Origin of the sequence: Fictibacillus barbaricus, assembly GCF_014635025.1 — a bacterium.
Classification (GTDB): Bacteria; Bacillota; Bacilli; order Bacillales; family Fictibacillaceae; genus Fictibacillus; species Fictibacillus barbaricus.
Genome location: NZ_BMCE01000001.1, coordinates 1,689,090 through 1,707,471 on the forward strand (window position 1 = coordinate 1,689,090; position 18,382 = coordinate 1,707,471).

Annotated in this window: 20 protein-coding genes and 1 riboswitch; of the genes, 17 read left to right on the plus strand and 3 right to left on the minus strand. The window is 38.5% G+C overall.

Annotated features, from left to right (window positions below):
* Positions 1 to 66: 66 nt before the first annotated feature.
* The 12 genes from IEV52_RS08405 (at position 67) to IEV52_RS08460 (ending at position 11,667) form a co-directional block, all read left to right on the plus strand.
* Positions 67 to 1,236 (plus strand): D-alanyl-D-alanine carboxypeptidase family protein, encoded by a 1,170-nt coding sequence (locus tag IEV52_RS08405; RefSeq protein WP_188401997.1) that lies wholly within the window; start codon positions 67 to 69, stop codon positions 1,234 to 1,236.
* Positions 1,230 to 1,823, plus strand: coding sequence for a nucleoside recognition domain-containing protein (locus tag IEV52_RS08410; RefSeq protein ID WP_188401998.1), 594 nt, complete (start codon positions 1,230 to 1,232; stop codon positions 1,821 to 1,823). Before IEV52_RS08405 ends, IEV52_RS08410 begins: the two co-directional genes overlap by 7 nt.
* A 1-nt stretch (position 1,824) precedes the next feature.
* The gene (locus tag IEV52_RS08415; protein WP_188401999.1) at positions 1,825 to 2,352 is read left to right on the plus strand and encodes a spore maturation protein; all 528 of its coding nucleotides are present in this window, start codon (positions 1,825 to 1,827) and stop codon (positions 2,350 to 2,352) included.
* Between the two features lie 99 nt (positions 2,353 to 2,451).
* Entirely contained in the window at positions 2,452 to 3,198 is a 747-nt protein-coding gene (locus tag IEV52_RS08420) for a pseudouridine synthase (RefSeq protein WP_188402000.1), read from the plus strand.
* Positions 3,199 to 3,252: 54 nt separating this feature from the next.
* The gene (gene resA / locus IEV52_RS08425) at positions 3,253 to 3,777 is read left to right on the plus strand and encodes a thiol-disulfide oxidoreductase ResA (RefSeq protein WP_188402001.1); all 525 of its coding nucleotides are present in this window, start codon (positions 3,253 to 3,255) and stop codon (positions 3,775 to 3,777) included.
* A gap of 13 nt (positions 3,778 to 3,790) precedes the next feature.
* A complete protein-coding gene (gene resB / locus IEV52_RS08430) occupies positions 3,791 to 5,383 on the plus strand; it encodes a cytochrome c biogenesis protein ResB (protein WP_188402002.1) in 1,593 nt (530 codons plus the stop codon).
* A gap of 40 nt (positions 5,384 to 5,423) precedes the next feature.
* On the plus strand, positions 5,424 to 6,608 hold the full coding sequence (gene ccsB, locus IEV52_RS08435) for a c-type cytochrome biogenesis protein CcsB (RefSeq protein WP_188402003.1): 1,185 nt from the start codon (positions 5,424 to 5,426) through the stop codon (positions 6,606 to 6,608).
* Positions 6,609 to 6,764: 156 nt separating this feature from the next.
* On the plus strand, positions 6,765 to 7,481 hold the full coding sequence (locus IEV52_RS08440) for a response regulator transcription factor (RefSeq protein WP_066241957.1): 717 nt from the start codon (positions 6,765 to 6,767) through the stop codon (positions 7,479 to 7,481).
* Complete coding sequence (locus IEV52_RS08445; protein WP_188402004.1) at positions 7,478 to 9,277, plus strand: ATP-binding protein; 1,800 nt, start codon at positions 7,478 to 7,480, stop codon at positions 9,275 to 9,277. Before IEV52_RS08440 ends, IEV52_RS08445 begins: the two co-directional genes overlap by 4 nt.
* A gap of 93 nt (positions 9,278 to 9,370) precedes the next feature.
* Positions 9,371 to 9,551: riboswitch (cobalamin riboswitch) on the plus strand.
* A 137-nt stretch (positions 9,552 to 9,688) separates the two neighbouring features.
* Positions 9,689 to 10,090: a DUF4430 domain-containing protein gene (locus tag IEV52_RS08450; RefSeq protein WP_188402005.1), complete on the plus strand. Its 402-nt coding sequence runs from the start codon at positions 9,689 to 9,691 to the stop codon at positions 10,088 to 10,090.
* Complete coding sequence (locus IEV52_RS08455) at positions 10,083 to 10,610, plus strand: ECF transporter S component (protein WP_188402006.1); 528 nt, start codon at positions 10,083 to 10,085, stop codon at positions 10,608 to 10,610. The genes IEV52_RS08450 and IEV52_RS08455 overlap by 8 nt, the downstream gene beginning before the upstream one ends.
* A 244-nt stretch (positions 10,611 to 10,854) precedes the next feature.
* The gene (locus IEV52_RS08460) at positions 10,855 to 11,667 is read left to right on the plus strand and encodes a histidinol-phosphatase (protein ID WP_188402007.1); all 813 of its coding nucleotides are present in this window, start codon (positions 10,855 to 10,857) and stop codon (positions 11,665 to 11,667) included.
* A gap of 101 nt (positions 11,668 to 11,768) precedes the next feature.
* On the opposite strand, the gene serA is transcribed toward IEV52_RS08460, so the two are convergent.
* Together serA and IEV52_RS08470 are read right to left on the minus strand one after the other, a co-directional pair.
* Positions 11,769 to 13,343, minus strand: coding sequence for a phosphoglycerate dehydrogenase (gene serA / locus IEV52_RS08465; protein ID WP_188402008.1), 1,575 nt, complete (start codon positions 13,341 to 13,343; stop codon positions 11,769 to 11,771).
* 189 nt (positions 13,344 to 13,532) lie between these two features.
* Complete coding sequence (locus tag IEV52_RS08470; RefSeq protein WP_188402009.1) at positions 13,533 to 13,781, minus strand: ferredoxin; 249 nt, start codon at positions 13,779 to 13,781, stop codon at positions 13,533 to 13,535.
* Positions 13,782 to 14,010: 229 nt separating this feature from the next.
* On the opposite strand from IEV52_RS08470, the gene IEV52_RS08475 reads away from it, so the two are divergent.
* The 5 genes from IEV52_RS08475 (at position 14,011) to IEV52_RS08495 (ending at position 18,032) form a co-directional block, all read left to right on the plus strand.
* Positions 14,011 to 15,081 (plus strand): YpbB family protein, encoded by a 1,071-nt coding sequence (locus IEV52_RS08475; RefSeq protein ID WP_188402010.1) that lies wholly within the window; start codon positions 14,011 to 14,013, stop codon positions 15,079 to 15,081.
* A complete protein-coding gene (locus tag IEV52_RS08480; protein WP_188402011.1) occupies positions 15,059 to 16,558 on the plus strand; it encodes a RecQ family ATP-dependent DNA helicase in 1,500 nt (499 codons plus the stop codon). Before IEV52_RS08475 ends, IEV52_RS08480 begins: the two co-directional genes overlap by 23 nt.
* A gap of 11 nt (positions 16,559 to 16,569) precedes the next feature.
* The gene (locus IEV52_RS08485; RefSeq protein ID WP_188402012.1) at positions 16,570 to 17,184 is read left to right on the plus strand and encodes a CPBP family intramembrane glutamic endopeptidase; all 615 of its coding nucleotides are present in this window, start codon (positions 16,570 to 16,572) and stop codon (positions 17,182 to 17,184) included.
* Positions 17,174 to 17,482 (plus strand): hypothetical protein, encoded by a 309-nt coding sequence (locus tag IEV52_RS08490; protein WP_188402013.1) that lies wholly within the window; start codon positions 17,174 to 17,176, stop codon positions 17,480 to 17,482. Before IEV52_RS08485 ends, IEV52_RS08490 begins: the two co-directional genes overlap by 11 nt.
* A 97-nt stretch (positions 17,483 to 17,579) precedes the next feature.
* Entirely contained in the window at positions 17,580 to 18,032 is a 453-nt protein-coding gene (locus IEV52_RS08495; RefSeq protein WP_188402014.1) for a DUF2663 family protein, read from the plus strand.
* Between the two features lie 6 nt (positions 18,033 to 18,038).
* On the opposite strand, the gene IEV52_RS08500 is transcribed toward IEV52_RS08495, so the two are convergent.
* Complete coding sequence (locus IEV52_RS08500) at positions 18,039 to 18,254, minus strand: hypothetical protein (RefSeq protein ID WP_188402015.1); 216 nt, start codon at positions 18,252 to 18,254, stop codon at positions 18,039 to 18,041.
* Positions 18,255 to 18,382 lie beyond the last annotated feature (128 nt).

Genomic DNA, 18,382 nt, shown 5'->3' on the forward strand with positions numbered 1-18,382 from the left:
ATCCCATTCATAACCTGTCCCTGTTTGCATAAACTTTTACAAAACACCTAAAGGGCGGGATTATGAATGAATCTTACCATAAAACCATTGCTGCTCGTTGTGATCTGTACGCTTATCCTTGCTGTATTCCCGCAAGAGGCAAAAGCTGAACCTGGTGTGTCAGCAAAAGCTGCTGTGTTGATGGAGCAATCTTCAGGAAGAGTATTATATGGACGTAATGAACATCGTCCGATGAGAATAGCGAGTATTACAAAGATCATGACAGCTATCATCGCAATAGAATCAGGAAAGATGCATGATACGGTTACAATTACCGAGCATGCTGCTCGAACGGAAGGATCCTCACTATATTTAAAACCGGGTGAAAAAATCCCCTTGATGGACCTCGTTTATGGATTAATGTTACGTTCAGGAAACGACTCAGCAGTAGCAATTGCTGAACATGTTGGCGGAAGTCTGGATGGATTCTCTTACTTGATGAACCAAAAAGCTGAAGAAATCGGAATGAAACATACTCGCTTTAGAAATCCTCATGGACTTGATACCCACGAAGACCATTATTCAACTGCGTACGATATGGCTCTTTTAACAAAGTATGCAATGAATAATGATACCTTTAAAGACATTTCATCTACGAAAGTGTACCGTTCAGAACAAACTGGTGAAAAGTGGGACAGAGTGTGGAGAAACAAAAATAAGATGTTAAAGCTATACAGCAATTCAACAGGCGGAAAAACAGGATATACAAAGCGAGCAAAAAGAACGCTGGTTTCTACAGCAGAAAAAGACGGTATGGAATTGATCGCTGTAACTTTGAACGACCCGGATGATTGGGAAGACCATCGAAATTTGTTTGAATGGGGATTCCATTCTTATAAGATGACAGAACTCATTAAAGAAGGGGAAGTTTCCAGCATTAAAGATAAAGGATATAAAGGAAAAGTGGAAGCAGCTCGAACGTTTTCGTATCCCTTGTTAAAAGAAGAGATTAGTCAGATCTCTTCTTCCATTCATTTGTATAAACTGCCCAAATCAGGCAAGTGGGAAGATAGCGAGGTCCCTAAGCCTGTAGGCAGATATTTTATTGATTTAAACGAAACAAGAATAGCAGATCTCCCACTCTATTACGACGGCAAAACATTGATAAAACCAGATCAAGATGGACTATGGACTACCTTTAAAAATATGTTGAATAAGCTTTTCTTTGTTGCCAAGGAGCAAGAGCGCCTATGGTGAATTATATTTGGGTAGGAATGCTGGTTATTGGTTTTATTGTTGCAGGGATTAACGGAACTATGGATAAAGTGAATGAAGCCATATTTACTAGCGCTAAAGAAGCAGTAACCCTAAGTTTTGGTATGATTAGTATTCTTGTATTTTGGCTTGGCATTATGAAGATAGCAGAAAAAGGTGGATTATTAGACGTTTTGGCCATACTTTTTCGTCCCATAGTAAAAAAACTTTTTCCGGATATTCCAAAAGACCATCCTGCTCAAGGCTATATTTTATCTAATATGGCTGCAAATCTTCTCGGTCTAGGAAATGCTGCTACCCCAATGGGCATAAAAGCAATGGAACAATTAAAGATATTGAACGGGGGCAAAAATGAAGCGAGTCGGTCGATGATTACTCTTCTTGCCATCAACACTTCAAGTATCACACTTATTCCTACTACGATCATTGCAATAAGGATGAGCTATAATTCACAGTCACCGACAGATATTGTAGCACCTACACTTATAGCTACTGCGATCTCAACGATAGGTGCTATTTTAATAGATAGGTATTATTATTATCGCTCCTTGCCAAAAGGAGGAAAATAGAATGTCGATCGTTCAATCGTTTTCCATTTGGTTTATTCCTTTTTTGATCGGTTTTATTCTTTTGTATGGTACCTATAAGAAAGTTCCAACCTACGAAACATTCGTAGAAGGCGGCAAAGAGGGATTCTCGATCGCGATAAACATAATACCATTCTTGGTAGGCATGCTGGTTGCTATATCGGTTTTCAGAGCATCTGGTGCATTGGATTATGTCATGATGGCTATGCGTCCATTGTTTTCATTGTTTCATATTCCAGCAGAAGTCGTTCCCTTAGGGCTGATGAGAACTATCTCAGGAACAGGAGCATTGGGCATGACTTCAGATCTGATCGCGACACATGGAGCTGATTCATTTATCGGCAGACTGGCTTCTACGATCCAAGGCAGTACAGATACAACGTTCTATGTACTGACGGTTTATTTTGGGGCAGTAGGGATCAAAAAGATGAAATACGCCCTTAAAGTAGGTTTGTTAGCGGATCTCATCGGCTTTTTGGCTTCTATAGCTGTAATCTCTCTCTTATTTTAATCATAAATCGACAAAAAAGAGCCTTAAGGGTTCTTTTTTACGTTTATCGAGGTTGAGAATTACGAATAATGAAGGTATGATGAGACATGAGGTGAAATGATGGAACGATTGCAAAAAGTGATTGCCCAAAGCGGTATTACTTCCAGAAGAAAAGCTGAGGAATTAATTCGTGAAGGCAAGGTGAAAGTGAACGGAAATGTTGTGACAGAACTTGGCACAAAAGTAGGTACAAAAGATAAGATTGAAGTGAACGAGATTCAAATTCAACGGGAACAGCCCGTTTATTTTTTGTTGTATAAACCTTCTGGCGTTATTACAGCGGTTTCTGATGATAAGGGAAGAAAAGTAGTAGCTGACTATTTTAGAGACATCATTGAACAACGAGTTTTCCCTGTGGGCAGATTGGATTACGATACAACAGGTGCGATCATCATGACCAATGATGGTGAATTTGCAAACGTGCTTATGCATCCCCGTTACCAGCTTGATAAAGTGTATATTGCAAAAGTAAAAGGAATTCCTCCAAGAGAAAAGATCAAACAGCTTGAAAGAGGGATTCGTTTAGAAGATGGTATGACTGCTCCTGCAAAAGCAAAGGTAACTTCCATCGATAAGAAAAAGGGTACTGCTATCGTAGAATTGACCATTCATGAAGGAAAGAATCGTCAAGTAAAACGGATGTTGGAAGCAATCGGTACTCCAGTTATGAAACTAAAACGTGAACGTTACGGATTTTTAGACCTTAAAGGCCTTAATCCTGGAGAGTTTAGAGAGTTAACACCACATGAGATCAAGCAGCTGAGAAATCTCGCTGTCACACAAACGTCAAAAAAAAGCCGTAGATAGGCTTTTTTTTCAAGTTATAGTAAAATGGAAGCGGCTTAAAGGAGCGGATGAAAGTTGAAGAAGAAAAGATTGTGGTTTCGCTCTGCTTTGCTTGCCATTTTAGTTTTGGCGATCGGTTATACGATTTACAACAGTATCTATGAAGAATCAGGTACATACATAAGCAAAGGGGATTCGGCTCCTAACTTTGTACTTACCGATCTAGATGGCAATCAGGTAGAACTAGAGGATTATCGCGGAAAAGGGGTTTTCTTAAATTTCTGGGGAACATGGTGCAAGCCTTGTGAACGTGAAATGCCTTTTATGCAGCGACAGTATGAGAAATATAAAGAGCAAGGTGTAGAGATCCTTGCCGTAAACGTTAGTGAAACGAATGTTTCGGTTAAGAATTTTGCAGATCGTTACCGGTTATCTTTTCCTATTCCATTGGATAAGCAAAGAGAAGTAACGAAAGCTTATGGTATCGGACCTATCCCAACGACTATCTTAATTGATAAGAACGGAAAGGTTGTCGATCGGACCAGCGATTCACTATCAGAAGAAAAAATTATTTCCTTTATGGAAAAAATCAAGCCGTAAACGGGGTGATATGATGCAAACGATAACATGTGAATGCGGCCACTCCAACCCATACGGAACAAGTCTTTGCCAAGCCTGCGGAAAACCGTTAACGCAAGACGTTGAAGTACTGTCAAGCATGAGGTATGAAGGAAGCGCCAGACGATCCCAAACGTATAATAAAACGTTTGTGGATCATGTTTGGAACTTCTTTTCGTCTGTAAAAGTAGGGGTTTGGTTAATCGTAATCATACTAGTCGCAGCTGCGATTGGAACGATCTTTCCACAGGAAACGTTTATTCCTCCCAATGTAGATCCTGCGACTCATTATGAAAGCGAATACGGAACACTTGGGCTGATCTATTATTTATTAGGTTTTCATAATCTTTATGGTTCTTGGTGGTTTATTATTTTACTAGGAATGTTGGGCCTATCCATCATCGTTGCTAGTTTGGACCGGGGAATTCCCTTATATAAAGCATTAAAGCAGCAAAGAGTAACAAGACATGACCAATTCATGAAAAATCAGCGATTGTTCTCTGTAAGCAAGGACGTCGAAATGGAAGAGGTCAAGTATACGCTTGAATCCTTACGGTATAAAGTACGAGAGGAAAACGGCAATATTTTTGCTGAAAAAGGACGTTTCTCAAGATGGGGAGCTTATGTTAACCATGTGGGCCTTATCATCTTTTTAACAGGGGCGATGCTTCGTTTTTTCCCAGGGATGTATGTCGATGACATCCTATGGGTGCGAGAAGGAGAAAAAGCTTCCATCCCAGGCACTGCAACAGATGAAGGCCAGTACTACCTTGAAAACAATGAATTTATTTTAGAGATGTATGATAAAGAAGAAAAGAAGTTTAATAGTGCATTAAGTTCTGTTGATGGTGAAGTAGCTAAAAACTATCAAAGCAATGTAACACTATATAAAACAAAACCTGATCATACGGTTGGTGAAGATCCTGAACTTGTAAAAGTTAAAGATGGAGAAATTCGGGTCAACGAGCCATTTAAATTCGATTCTTTTGCACTATATCAGACTGATTTCAAGTTAAATGAGTTTTATAAGATGAGTTTTGAACTTGAAGAGAAGGAATCAGGAAAGAAATTTGGCAAGTTAACCGTTGATCTGCATGATCCTAAGCAAGAGTATGACTTAGGAAATGGTTATAAAGTAAAGATTGAAGAATATTTTCCAAATTTCATATTAGATGAACAAAATGAGCCTTCTACCGTTAATAATCTACCGGATAATCCTGCCTTTGTCTTTTCAATGTATTCACCTGAAACCCCAAAAGGTGAAAAAGCATTTGTAGGTATTCAAAAAAATATTGAATCGGGTGAAAACCAATTCAAGATGTCATTTGCGGGAATTGAGACAAAGGATCTGACAGCACTTACTGTAAGAAAAGACCATACACTTTGGATCATCGCGCTTGGCGGACTTATTTTTATGATCGGTGTTACACAGGGCTTATATTGGAATTATAGACGAATTTGGATTAAACAGAATCAAGATGAAGTGTGGGCCGCCGCTCATACGAATAAGAACTGGTACGGCTTGAAAAAAGATGTAGAGTTCCTTTCTAATAAGACAAGTCTTATACCTTTAGAAGAAAAAGAATAAGGATAAAAATAGTAATGCCGTTCAAGCGGGAGGGTTAATGATGGCGGAAATAAGCAGTACGCTTCTATACAGTGCATTTATCATTTATTTGTTCTCTACTCTATTTTTTGCAATGTCTATATCTGATAAAAAGAACAAAGATGCAGCTCATACGAAAAAGTGGGGTAAAGTTGGCTTTATTAGTTCATGCATAGGGTTTGTGTCTCAGGTTGGCTATTTTATTACAAGATGGATGGCAAGCGGGCACGCACCTGTCAGTAACTTGTTTGAGTTTACAACATTCTTTGGCATGATGATGGTGCTTGCCTTCATCATTCTATATGCGATCTATCGCACAAACGGATTAGGTGTTTTTGCGATGCCAGTTGCTCTTCTTGTTATCGCATATGCAAGTATGTTTCCAAGAGATATTTCACCTCTGATTCCTGCACTTCAAAGCGACTGGCTGAAGATTCATGTTACAACCGCAGCCTTAGGCGAGGGAATTCTTGCAATCTCTTTTGTATCTGGACTCATTTATTTAATTCGAACGGTTGACCAATCTGTATCGTCTAAGAAAACGATGTGGCTTGAGATTATTCTATACAGTTTAATTTCTGTCGTTGGTTTCATAGTTGTTTCATTGGCCTTTAAAGGTGCTGGTTATCAATCCGCCTTTGAGATCATGAACGACCAGAATCAACCAGTCAAGATCGTTTATGAAATGCCGGTGATAGCAGGACCAGCAGATGGGAAACAATTGGATGACTCCTTTGGTCCTCTGTTTTCAACTCCATCATGGATGAACGGTGTGAATGCGTCGATTAAGTTAAATACGTTCATTTGGTCTCTTTTATCTGGAGTGATACTTTATGGTTTACTTCGTTTAATACTAAGAAAAAGAATATCAGCAGCACTTCAGACTAAAGTGAATATGAATTCAGATCTCCTTGATGAGATCAGTTATCGTGCCGTAGCAATTGGTTTTCCTATTTTCACACTTGGAGCACTAATATTCGCGATGATCTGGGCTCAGCAAGCATGGTCTAGATTCTGGGGATGGGACCCGAAAGAAGTCTGGGCATTGATTACGTTCTTGTTTTATGCCGCTTATCTTCATTTGAGACTGTCTAGAGGATGGCATGGTGAGAAGTCAGCATGGCTATGTGTACTAGGTTTCTGGATTATCACCTTTAACTTGATTGCTGTAAACCTTGTTTTAGTGGGCTTGCATTCCTACGCGTAAGGCTTGAAAATAGTCTCTCTTTTATAAGAGGGACTTTTTTTGTAAAAGATGAATAGCAGAGAACGTGTCTTTGTTTGTTTGCAATGGTTTACATCATGTATGATAGAAGCAGGATAGTAGAAGCATGGTTTATCATGATTTTTTGGAGGATTGAATATGGATACAGAAGCTAAAATACTGGTGGTTGATGATGAGGAAAGAATTCGAAAGCTGTTAACGATGTATCTGGAAAGAGAGAACTATGAAGTTCATGAAGCAGAGAATGGGGAAGATGCCCTTCAGATGGCCGTTTCCATTAATTTTGATCTTATTCTGCTCGACCTGATGCTGCCGGGTATGGATGGGATAGAAGTATGTGAAAAGTTAAGGGAGAAGAAAGCAACACCTGTAATCATGCTGACCGCAAAAGGGGAAGAACTAAACCGAATTCAAGGGTTTGAGGCTGGAACAGATGATTATATTGCAAAACCATTTAGCCCCAGGGAAGTTATTTTGCGTGTAAAAGCACTTCTGAGAAGATCATCGCCAACCAAATTCCTGCAAACAGAAACGGTAGCAAAAAATGTGGTCGTTTTTAAGCATTTAACGATTGATCATGATGCACACCGTGTAACAGCAGGAGGAAAAGAAGTTAACTTAACACCTAAAGAGTATGAGCTCCTTTATTACTTGGCGAAAACTCCGGACAAAGTATATGCTCGTGAACAATTATTAAAAGATGTGTGGAACTATGAGTTTTTCGGAGATTTGAGAACAGTGGATACACACGTGAAAAGACTTCGTGAAAAACTGAATAAAGTGTCTCCTGATGCGGCATCTATGATTGCGACTGTATGGGGAGTAGGTTACAAATTCGAGGCGGGAAATGAATGATCTGGAGAAGTGTAGTTGGTAAGCTCTGGATTACAATTTTGTTGTTGGTATCTGTAGTACTAACACTTCTAACTATTCTGCTCACACAATTTTTTGAAACGTTCTATGATGAACAGGCAGAGGATCAGCTTACAAAGATGGCAGACCGGCTTGTCCTTATCATGGAGAATGATGAAAATAAAGAAGAAGCCATCCGGATAACAAGCGAGATGGCTGAAGCATATTCTATGTCCATTATGATTATTGATGAGGATCAGGAATCATTCATGTCTAAAAATTCGTACGATGATGCCCCTTATATTCCTGTATCCGTGTTTAATGAGAACGATAGACTTTCAACCGTTACAGAGGATGGCAAGAAAATTTATTTGAATGGTGATTTTCCTGTATTAAATAATAATGATGAATCTCTGCAAAGGATGATTATCTACGGAGAACCTTATGATACGGGAGATACAAAAGGCGGCGTATACGTCTATCAGTCGATTGAGAATGTGGAAAAGACGACAAACCATACGAAATATTTGATCTTCTTAGCTGCAGGAATAGCGATAATCTTAACTACGATCTTTGCGTTCTTCCTATCAACTCGTATTACAGCCCCTTTAAGAAGAATGAGAGAAGCTGCAACTTCAGTGGCTAAAGGCGAATTTGACATGAAAGTGCCGATCTTAACTCATGATGAGATAGGAGAACTCGGTATGACGTTCAACCGGATGGGCCGACAGTTAAAAAACAACATTACAGCCTTGAACCAGGAAAAAGAACAGCTTACCAGTGTACTGAGCTCTATGGCTGATGGCGTGATCACCTTTGACCGAAAGATGAACATACTCGTTACCAATCCACCTGCAGATCGTTTTTTACAAGCATTTTATTACGAATCTGGTATGAATACCGAGGTGAACGGAAATGTACCTGAAGCGGTCAAACAGCTTTTTCAGCAAGTAGTCTCACTTGAAAGTGAACAGATGACAGAGATCGATATGCAGGGACGTTCCTGGGTAGTTGTTATGACGCCTTTGTATGACCAATCAGTTATTCGAGGGGCCGTTGCCGTATTACGCGATATGACAGAAGAACGTCGAATGGATAAACTGAGAGAAGATTTTGTTGCCAATGTTTCACACGAATTAAAGACGCCAATCGCCATGCTGCAAGGGTATAGTGAAGCCATTGTGGATGATATCGCAGAGTCTGAAGAAGAGAAAAAGGAATTAGCAGGAATAATTCTAGATGAGTCTAAACGAATGGGTAGACTTGTTAATGAGCTTCTAGATCTTGCCCGACTAGAAGCAGGGCATATGAAACTACATTATTCATCACTATCAATCGTGCCCTTTGCTGAAAGGATCGTTCGTAAGTTCCAAGGGCCTGCAAAAGATAGAGAGATTCAATTAACCCTTTCTATAAACGGTGAATTAGACAGAGAGCATGATGAAATGGAAGTAGATCCCGATCGGATCGAACAAGTTTTGACCAACCTGATCGATAATGCGATACGTCATACTTCACAAGGCGGGGCTGTAAACTTATCTGTTGATTCAAACAAGAACAATGTTACGTTTTATGTGAAAGACAATGGTTCTGGGATAAAAGAGGAAGATCTGCCATTTGTTTTTGAACGTTTTTATAAAGGGGATAAAGCAAGAACGAGAGGGAAATCTGGTGGTACTGGTCTAGGACTAGCCATAGCAAGAAACATTGTAGAAGCTCATAGCGGGCAGATTAATGTCCACAGCAAAAACAATGAAGGAACGACATTTTCCTTTGTTATCCCTCGAACAATGAAATAAATTAGCAATACTTCCCGATAAATCTTGTTTCATAAGAAACAAAGATTTTACATGGTTCTTCAATAAGCTATACAATAATTTTAATTTAACTAATGGAATAGGTGTTAAACAGGTGCTGTCCTTTATAGGACGAGCTTCATAGGGAAAACGGTTAGAATCCGTTGCGGTCCCGCCACTGTAATTGTGAGAATCCTAAATATCTCTGTGATAAACGAGAAGGTGCTAGGAGACGAAGAGCAAGAGCCAGGAGACCTGCCTGTTTGTTGTAACATGACCTACGAGGATAGGAAGGTGTTTAGCAGGAACAGATGTTGACTGCTGTTATTCGCCTTTTTCATAAATTCTCCTTCGTAGCCGAAGGGGATTTTTTTTGATCTTTGCTTGAAATTAAAGATGAGGAAGAGGTTTTTTATGAAACAATTACTTTTAATAGTGACAGCGATTATGATGCTGCTGGCTGGCTGTGGAACAAATGAAACAAAGAAGCCTGCTGATCAGCCAAAAACAGAAGAGAGTATAAGAGAACAGGTAACCGTTCAGATTACAAAAAATAACGGAAAAGAGAAAATAACGGAAAAGAAAGTTGAGATTACTGACGAAACAACCGTGATGGACGTAATGAAAGAGAATTTCGAGATTAAAACAGAATATGAAGATTCATTTATTACTAGCATCGAAGGAATTGAAGGAAGTCAGAAGGATAAAACTTCATGGTTCATCTCTGTCAACGGAGAGGAAGCGATGAAAGGTGCAAAAGAGATCACTTTAAAACCAGGTGATTCTGTAGAGTTTGATCTCCATCCATATGAATAAGTTTTCTGTTAGAAGAATGACGATCATCGCCCTGTTAACTTCTTTATTAACAATTGGGCGCATCTGGTTTGCGGTCATACCGAACGTTCAGCCAAACACTACGATACTAATATTAGCATCTTTTGTGCTTGGTCCAATACAAGGGCTGTTGTTAGCCATTCTGAGTACGATAACCACCAACTTGGTCTTAGGACATGGCCTATGGTCATTTGGCCAGATGGTCGCTTGGGGCCTGATTGCTGTAATGAGTGGAATACTAGGCAGGTATCGACATAAGATACCGTGGCTGCTTCTAACACTTTACGCTGGTTTCTGCGGGTTTCTTTTTGGATTCATCATGTCTATTCTCATGGGCGGAATTATCATGCAAAAATTCTGGCCCTATTATCTAGCAGGTCTGCCGTTTGACCTAAACCATGCGGTCGGAAATGTTGTTTTCTTTGTTGTTTTATATAAACCACTTTTATTTGTGATGGAACAATATATGAATAAGGATGTAAACAAGAAAGCTGCCTTATGATAGGGAGCTTTTTTGTGTTAAAAAAATGGTTCAAAATGAATGACACATGAATAGGATAGTAAAGTTGATTTATAAATTTCTAGGAGGACAAAATGAGAGATTATCTAAACAGATTTTTTGCCGTGTTATTTTTAATGATGTGTTTAAGTGTTTTATTTATTGGTGGTAAATTGGGAGCATAAACACTTGATTGTAACAGCTTTTCATGATACATATGGTAAAACGTTTTTAAAAGGAGATCACTATGTTAACAGATTACCATTCTCATCTCGAAAAAGGGACTTTAACAATCGACTATCTAAAAAAATTCACAGATACCGCTAAAGAAAAAGGAATTCAAGAGTTTGGGATTTCTGAACACGCTTATCACTTTTATGAAACAAAGAACATTGTATCAAAACGATGGATGGAAGAAAGACGCTATTACAAGATGGATGATTATGTGAACTTGTTCAAACTAGCTGATCAACAAGGGCTGGATGTTAGGATGTCTATTGAGATGGATTATACACCTGGAAGCCATAAAGAGATGGAATCGTTCATCAAGTCCTATCCCTTTGATTATGTGATCGGATCAGTGCACTGGGTAGAGGATTTTGGTATAGACTTGGCAGAATATCGAAAGGAATGGGACCGTCGTGATCTATATGAAACGTATCGTGGTTATTACGATCAAATCGTGACACTCGCTGAATCGAACCTTTTTGATATTGTCGGGCATCTTGATCTTGTGAAAATCTTTAATTATGTGCCGACTGATCAAGAGTTTTTACTTGAGCAGTATGATCGCGTGACAGATGCTCTCAAAAACTCAAAAACATGTGTTGAGATATCATCAGCAGGTTTGCGAAAACCCGTTGGAAAACTATACCCAGAGCCAGAGCTGCTTTCTCTCTGCTATAAGAAGGGAATACCGATTGTTCTCTCTTCTGATGCACATGAACCCCATCAAGTGGGAGAAAACTATGAAGCTTCTGTTCGTTTCGCAAAAGAGACTGGATATACTACATTGATGACTTTTCAAAATGGCGAGAGGAAAGAGGTTGAGTTAGGGTAAGGGATTTGACTCGGATACCTATATAGAAAACGAATATCCATAAATAAAAAAGCTCTTTACCATAAATTTAATTGGTAAGAGCTTTTCTATCATTTTACAACTTATAAATCCAGCGGTTTACATACAAGAAGATCTTCTATGCTTCTAAGCTCTTTTTGAGTCGATTCTGACAGCTGGCTATCGAATGTTAAAACCATCATTGCTTCTCCGCCAGCAGATTTTCTACCCACATGCATCGTCGCAATGTTAATGTTTCGTTCACCTAAGAAAGCACCAACTTTTCCGATTATCCCAGGTGTGTCACGGTGTTCGATGTAAAGAAGTGAACCTTGTGGAACAAAGTCTACCGTATATCCGTTTAATTTTATGATTCGGCCGCCAAAGCCTTTTACAAGGGTCGCAGAAAGGGTAAATGTTTGATTAACACCCGTCACTTTTACATGAATAATATTCGGATACCCATAATCATCTGTACCGCGCTTTTCTCCTACTACTATTCCCTGTTCATTCGCAGCGATCATACTGTTTACATCATTAACAGGTCTGTCGAGCCTCGTTTTTAAGAACCCACAAAGAAAACTGCGTGTTAATGACGTTGTATCGGTTTCTGATAAGGTGCCTCCGTAGCCGATAGAAATTTCTGAAACGGGTTCTTTGAAGAATTGAGTTGTAAAAGAGCCAAGTAAGTTTGAAAAATCATAATAAGCAATCAGTTTCTCATAGGTGTCTTTTGATAGTGAAGGGAAATTAACAGCATGCTTTAAAGGTTTGTTCAACAGGTATGATTTAATTTCGTCGCTCGCCATATAGGCCACATTGATCTGTGCCTGAACGGTAGAAGCTGCGATATGCGGAGTAACAATCACATTTGGATGCTCGACTAAAGAACGGCTCACTGGCGGTTCTTGCTCAAACACATCAAGTGCGCATCCTGAGAGATGTTCATTATTTAAATAGTGGAGAAGTGCTTCTTCATCAATGATGCCTCCGCGAGCACAGTTTAAGATAAAAGCGCCTTTTTTAGCAAACTTTAGGTTGTCAAAATTAAGTAGTTTCCGTGTATCTTTTGTAAGTGGGGTATGGACGGTAATGATGTCACTATGTTGGATAAGGGTATCAAGGTCAACAGTAGTAACAGATAATTCTTTTTGTTTTTCTGCAGGAAAATACGGATCAAATACGAGCACGTTCATAGAAAAGCTTTTTGCACGTTTTGCAAGCTCTGAACCGATTCTTCCCATACCGATGATACCGAGTGTTTTTTGGTAAAGTTCTTGACCAGTATACTTCTTTCGATTCCATTCACCTTGTTTTACAGATTGATTAGCTTGGGGTATTTTTCGTACTAAAGACATCATCATTGCCCAAGTATGTTCAGCTGTTGAAATCGTGTTTCCCTCAGGTGCATTTACAACGAGTACACCTTTTTTGGTAGCAGCATTTATATCAATGTTATCTACTCCTACACCGGCACGTGCGATGATTTTTAGTCCTGAGAATTTCTCTAAAACGTCCTCTGTAATTTTTGTTGCACTCCTGACCATTATTCCGTGAATGTCTTGTGGGTTACTAATTTCATCAAGCTTTCCAAAGATCAGTTCTACTCCTTCAAGCTTAACTAAAGGTTCAATGCCATTACTCGTAATTCCATCACAAACTAATATGGTTGCTGTCACGGTTCCACCCCTTGTTTTTCTTGATCAATAGTATCAATATTTTGATAATTTAACACATTCTGAAGAAGGGTACAACAAGGATTTTTAAGATAGCGGTTTCATAAAACAAGAAAACTAATTGACAATGATAATCATCCTTAATAAAATAAATAAAAAACCCTCTAAAAGAGGGTTGGGTAGAAACCTGAACTATTCGAATTTTAGAGCATCTCCATCAAAAGGCTCTTCAGCTACTTTAATTGAGTCTGTAGGACAGCCTTCAAAAGCATCTTGCATATCTTCTAATAATACATCTGGAATTTCAACGATTCCTTGGTTATCGTCTAGAGTTACAAATGCAATTCCTTCATCGTCGTAATCGTAAATGTCTGGTGCTGCAGCTCCGCATGCTCCACATGCGATACAAGTTTCTTTGTCAACAATCGTATACTTTGGCATAATGAATACCTCCTAAGGAATTGGAAAAATAGCCGGCAATACAAATTTAACCATTTTAAATTAAGGGTCTACTAATCATATTGTAATAAGTATCCCTCTACATTTCAATAGAAAATTAGTATCCTCATCTTATCTTTTATTCCCATCCTTCCTCAAAATATAACTCATTTACTCTTAAATTCCTTAAATCTGATAAGATAGATTATATGATAACGTGTGGTGATTTAGTATGGATATTTGGCATGTCATTATATTAGATATATTAAATAAAATGAATGGCAGCAGGAGATGTACAGGCATTTATTATATTCTAACAGGAAAGAAAACCTCTCAATCATTATCTGACAGTCAATGGTTCGGTATAGAGCATTATTATGCATCCTTTAAAGGAATGGCTTATTCCGCTTTTAATGATGCGTTAACTGAGCTGCAACATGCAAGGATGATCGTTAAAAAGGAGGATCAACTATACCTGGTCACGAAAACAGGTGAACAATTCCTCTTAGATCAAAGAAAGAGGCTATCATTCTTGGAAAACTTGAACGGTTTAAAGTATTCATCAATAGAGTCCACTTGTTGGCATGTAATCACTTTATTCGTTCAAGCACTCTCTAACGCTCTATATCTACAGGGTGATTACTCACCTGTGGTAAGAGAACGTGAGGCTGTTCGATTAGTGAAAACTCTATATCCTAGATCTGAAGAAGAACGAAGGAAGAAAGCTGATGCCCTATATCGTGAGATGCATTTTTTGCTTCAACACAGTGATTCTGCTTCAGCTGGTATCTTTATAAAAAAGCTTTCAGGATACAAACGTATTGGAAATACCTTTGAACAGATAGGACGAGAATGGAATATGAGTCAAGCGGAGGCCATTCTTAGATTCCGATCTGTACTTCACTCGTTCATACAACATTCCGCAGCACTGAAATCGGATTTTCCGGTGCTGCATTCTTTGATAGGTTCATTTACTGAAATACCAGCGCTAACTAGATCGGCATCACTTACATATGACATGTTGTCTAAAGATATGTCCCTTCAACAGATTATGAAAATTAGAAACTTAAAGGCAAGCACACTTGAGGACCATCTCGTTGAAATTGCCCGAGAGATTCCGGAGTTTTCTATCAGTCCCTTTATTAGTAAAAAGGAGAGCGATGAAATTAAGCACTTTTACCATAAAACGAAAGAAAATAAACTCCGGCCGATGAAAGATGCGTTTCCTCATTTATCATACTTGCAAATTCGGCTGGTTTTAGCTAAAGAAGGTGGAACACATGGAGCTGGAAGCAGCACTTAAACAACACTTTGGATTTACAGCGTTCAGACCTGGACAAAAAGAAATCATATCGGATCTGATAAGTGGTAACGATGTTTTAGGAATGCTCCCAACTGGTACGGGAAAAACGTTAATATATCAGATGGCTGCTGTTTTATTAAAGGGCAGGGCGCTTGTTGTCTCGCCTTTGGTCTCATTAATGCAAGATCAAGTGGATCAGTTTAAGCAGGCGGGCTTTAAAAGAACTGTGGCGTTAAACAGCTTCTTGGATCATTCTGATAGACAGGCAGTCTTAAAACAGATCGATCATTATCAATTTGTTTTTGTAAGTCCTGAGATTATTCAGAACCCGTTTATTCGTTCTGTACTTTTATCGGTGGAATGGTCTTTATTTGTTGTAGATGAAGCTCATTGCATCTCACAATGGGGACACGAGTTCCGCCCCTACTATCTAGATTTAGCAGATATGAAAAAAGAGATGGGTAATCCTCTCTGTCTAGCACTAACTGCCACTGCTACGAAAAAGGTTCAAAGGGATATTCTGGATCATTTGAAGATGGAAGATGCAAAGATTCATATTCATAGTGTGAATCGGCCGAACATATCTATCTTTGTTGAGACTTTTGACGATTATGAGCAAAAGCTTGATCGAACAATGAAACTTGTAAAGCAATTAAAAGGCCCTGGAATTATATACACTAACACAAGGAATGCTGCAGAAAAGCTAGTCTTTGCTCTCCAGAATGAGGGGATGAACGATGTGTCTTATTACCATGGCGGTATGGATTCAGATGAAAGATTGCTGGTTCAAAAGCAATTTCTGGAGTCTCAGTTACACGTAATCGTGTGTACGAATGCTTTCGGCATGGGAATCAATAAACCTGACATTCGGTATGTTATTCATTATCACACGCCGTCAACGATCGAAGGATACGTTCAAGAGATTGGGAGAGCAGGAAGAGATTCTGAGCCGTCTGCAGCGGTTTTGTTGCACCATCCAGCTGATCTGGAAATTCCATACCATTTTGTAGAACAGGAACTCCCAGATAATACTCAAGTGGATTATGTATTATCCGACCATGAACCATTAAAAGAAAATTCGTTTGCAGAAAAGATAGAGCTTGCTGGTTTATCTGAAACTGGTCAACGATTTATGGAGTATCATCTGAAAAAGGCAGAACTCTTGAACCGTCCAGATGTTTCTATAGAAGAAAAAACTGCAATAAAAACAATGCTAATAACTAAAATTGAAGAAAGAAAAGCAGAAAAGATTAAGTCTTTAAAGCTTATTGAAAGATGGGCAACAAGTTCTGAGTGTAAACGTAAAGAGTTATTGCGATATTTTGGAGAAGCTGAAGCGGATGATGTCGAAAACTGCTGTAGCTCTTGTGATGCTGAGATCTCTCACTTTTATGGTAAACAGAGACTGCCTGGCACTTCTTTTGAGTTTTGGGAAGATGAACTGAAACGATTATTAAGACAGGAAGTGTACAGCTAAGAATGAGGAAAATGAAGAAAAATAACTGGATTGATCAAATTACTCCGAAAGAACTTGTACTGAACGTTTATATTTCTCAGGTCATTTTTATCGTCGCTGCAATAGGTATCGCTTATTTGTTTCATGTTCCTTTTCCATGGACGCTGACCGGTATGAATATCTCAATTGCCCATTTGTTTTTAGCAGTGGGAACGGGATTATTTCTCCCTTTTTTATCGATACAGCTAAAGAAATGGCTGCCTCCTCATGCTTTGGATGATGGGGGCATCAATGAGAAAATATTTAGTTCTCTTTCTTATCCCCATATATTTTTTCTGACAGGAATTATTGCGTTTGCTGAAGAATGGTTATTTCGTGGTGTCTTTCAATCACTAGTAGGTCTGTTTTTAACGAGTCTCATCTTTGCTGTTTTACATGTTCGATATTTAAAGAAACCCATCTTGTTTGGAATTGTTACTGGATTAAGTTTTTGGCTCGGGATCTTATATGAATGGACAGAAACCATTTGGGTTCCTTTCTTAGCACATTTCTTAATTGATTTTATATCAGGATGCTGGATCTCGAGGCAATACGAAAAAGACAAAAAAGATAGCGGGATATGGAGTGTGAATGAGGATGACGAATGATCAAGCTGATGAACTCAGAAGAGAAGCTAGTAATAGCGAACGAGTTGACAAAACTAGCGTTCAACCTCTTCCGTCTAGAAGTGAAGTGCATGGAAAGAGAAGAGAGATTGAAAAAAAACAAGAACATACAAAAAAAGAAAAAAGAAAAAAAACATTTGTAGTCACTCGTTTGCTCTTAGGAGCTTTCATTCTTTTGATCGGAATCACATTAACATATAAGTACTGGTCTCAAAATATGTATGTACCAGTACATAGTGAAGATAACAAAGGTGTAGAACAAGTCGAGATCGAGCGTTAAAAGACCGTCTGGGAATATCGTTCCTGACGGTCTTGTTTTTATAATAAAGCATGAATCTGCTTGTATAGGCATAGTTATTCTACAGGAGGTTTTGTGTATGAATGCATTAAATCACTGGAAGATAAAGCCTTTTGTAAATGAACTTACAAGTATTGTTTTAGCTCAGCTTGTTGAAAAAAAAGCAGAGAAAGACCGATGGAAAACAGCAATCAATCAATGGGGACTATCTATGATTTTTGTTGTGATCGCGACTTTCGTTTATCTCTATTTTTATAAACTTCCTACAGCCCCATCGTTTGCGAACCCTTTAACATTACTCTTTTCCGATGAAATGGTATGGATTTGTACAGGGTTTCTTATTTTTTCAAGTTTTCATATGATTTGGATGAAAAAGAAATACAAAAAAGCTGACGATGATTTTGAAGCGATCAGAAAAGATTTTATTGATCGTAATGAAGAATGGTGGAGTGATGAGGAACAATGGGATAAGAGGCATGTTGTTTTCGATTTTATGAAAAAGGAATATAACATTAATATATTTCACAAATAGTTTATTTTACTGGCAAGGACAGCCGAAAAATAGACAAGAATCTCTATCGTGTTTTTTACCTTGAATGACAACAGTCATTTCACAAAAATGGTCAATTCTTCCGAAAGCAAGTGTCTCATGCCTCTCTGTACAGTAAACTTCAATTGGAAGACCCAGTCGCAAACTGTAAGAAAGATCAAGGTCGGTCACGAGAGATTTGTTCTTTAATTTCGTTAATGTCATGATGTTTTTCCTCTCCTAGTATTTTGGTTAATCATGTAAACTAATCATACGATAAATTTACAAATTTTTCAACTCATCTTTTTTAAATATTCAAAAAACTTAAAGGCGATTTTTGTATTTTAGGCCTG

Coding starts and splice junctions, on each gene's coding strand:
- IEV52_RS08420 (WP_188402000.1), top strand. CDS start 2,452: ATGGAACGATTGCAAAAAGTGATTGCCCAAAGCGGTATTACTTCCAGA.
- IEV52_RS08460 (WP_188402007.1), top strand. CDS start 10,855: ATGTTAACAGATTACCATTCTCATCTCGAAAAAGGGACTTTAACAATC.
- IEV52_RS08490 (WP_188402013.1), top strand. CDS start 17,174: ATGACGAATGATCAAGCTGATGAACTCAGAAGAGAAGCTAGTAATAGC.
- IEV52_RS08415 (WP_188401999.1), top strand. CDS start 1,825: ATGTCGATCGTTCAATCGTTTTCCATTTGGTTTATTCCTTTTTTGATC.
- resB (WP_188402002.1), top strand. CDS start 3,791: ATGCAAACGATAACATGTGAATGCGGCCACTCCAACCCATACGGAACA.
- IEV52_RS08495 (WP_188402014.1), top strand. CDS start 17,580: ATGAATGCATTAAATCACTGGAAGATAAAGCCTTTTGTAAATGAACTT.
- IEV52_RS08440 (WP_066241957.1), top strand. CDS start 6,765: ATGGATACAGAAGCTAAAATACTGGTGGTTGATGATGAGGAAAGAATT.
- ccsB (WP_188402003.1), top strand. CDS start 5,424: ATGGCGGAAATAAGCAGTACGCTTCTATACAGTGCATTTATCATTTAT.
- IEV52_RS08455 (WP_188402006.1), top strand. CDS start 10,083: ATGAATAAGTTTTCTGTTAGAAGAATGACGATCATCGCCCTGTTAACT.
- IEV52_RS08405 (WP_188401997.1), top strand. CDS start 67: ATGAATCTTACCATAAAACCATTGCTGCTCGTTGTGATCTGTACGCTT.
- IEV52_RS08445 (WP_188402004.1), top strand. CDS start 7,478: ATGATCTGGAGAAGTGTAGTTGGTAAGCTCTGGATTACAATTTTGTTG.
- IEV52_RS08475 (WP_188402010.1), top strand. CDS start 14,011: ATGGATATTTGGCATGTCATTATATTAGATATATTAAATAAAATGAAT.
- IEV52_RS08500 (WP_188402015.1), bottom strand. CDS start 18,254: ATGACATTAACGAAATTAAAGAACAAATCTCTCGTGACCGACCTTGAT.
- IEV52_RS08480 (WP_188402011.1), top strand. CDS start 15,059: ATGGAGCTGGAAGCAGCACTTAAACAACACTTTGGATTTACAGCGTTC.
- IEV52_RS08410 (WP_188401998.1), top strand. CDS start 1,230: ATGGTGAATTATATTTGGGTAGGAATGCTGGTTATTGGTTTTATTGTT.
- IEV52_RS08450 (WP_188402005.1), top strand. CDS start 9,689: ATGAAACAATTACTTTTAATAGTGACAGCGATTATGATGCTGCTGGCT.
- IEV52_RS08470 (WP_188402009.1), bottom strand. CDS start 13,781: ATGCCAAAGTATACGATTGTTGACAAAGAAACTTGTATCGCATGTGGA.
- IEV52_RS08485 (WP_188402012.1), top strand. CDS start 16,570: ATGAAGAAAAATAACTGGATTGATCAAATTACTCCGAAAGAACTTGTA.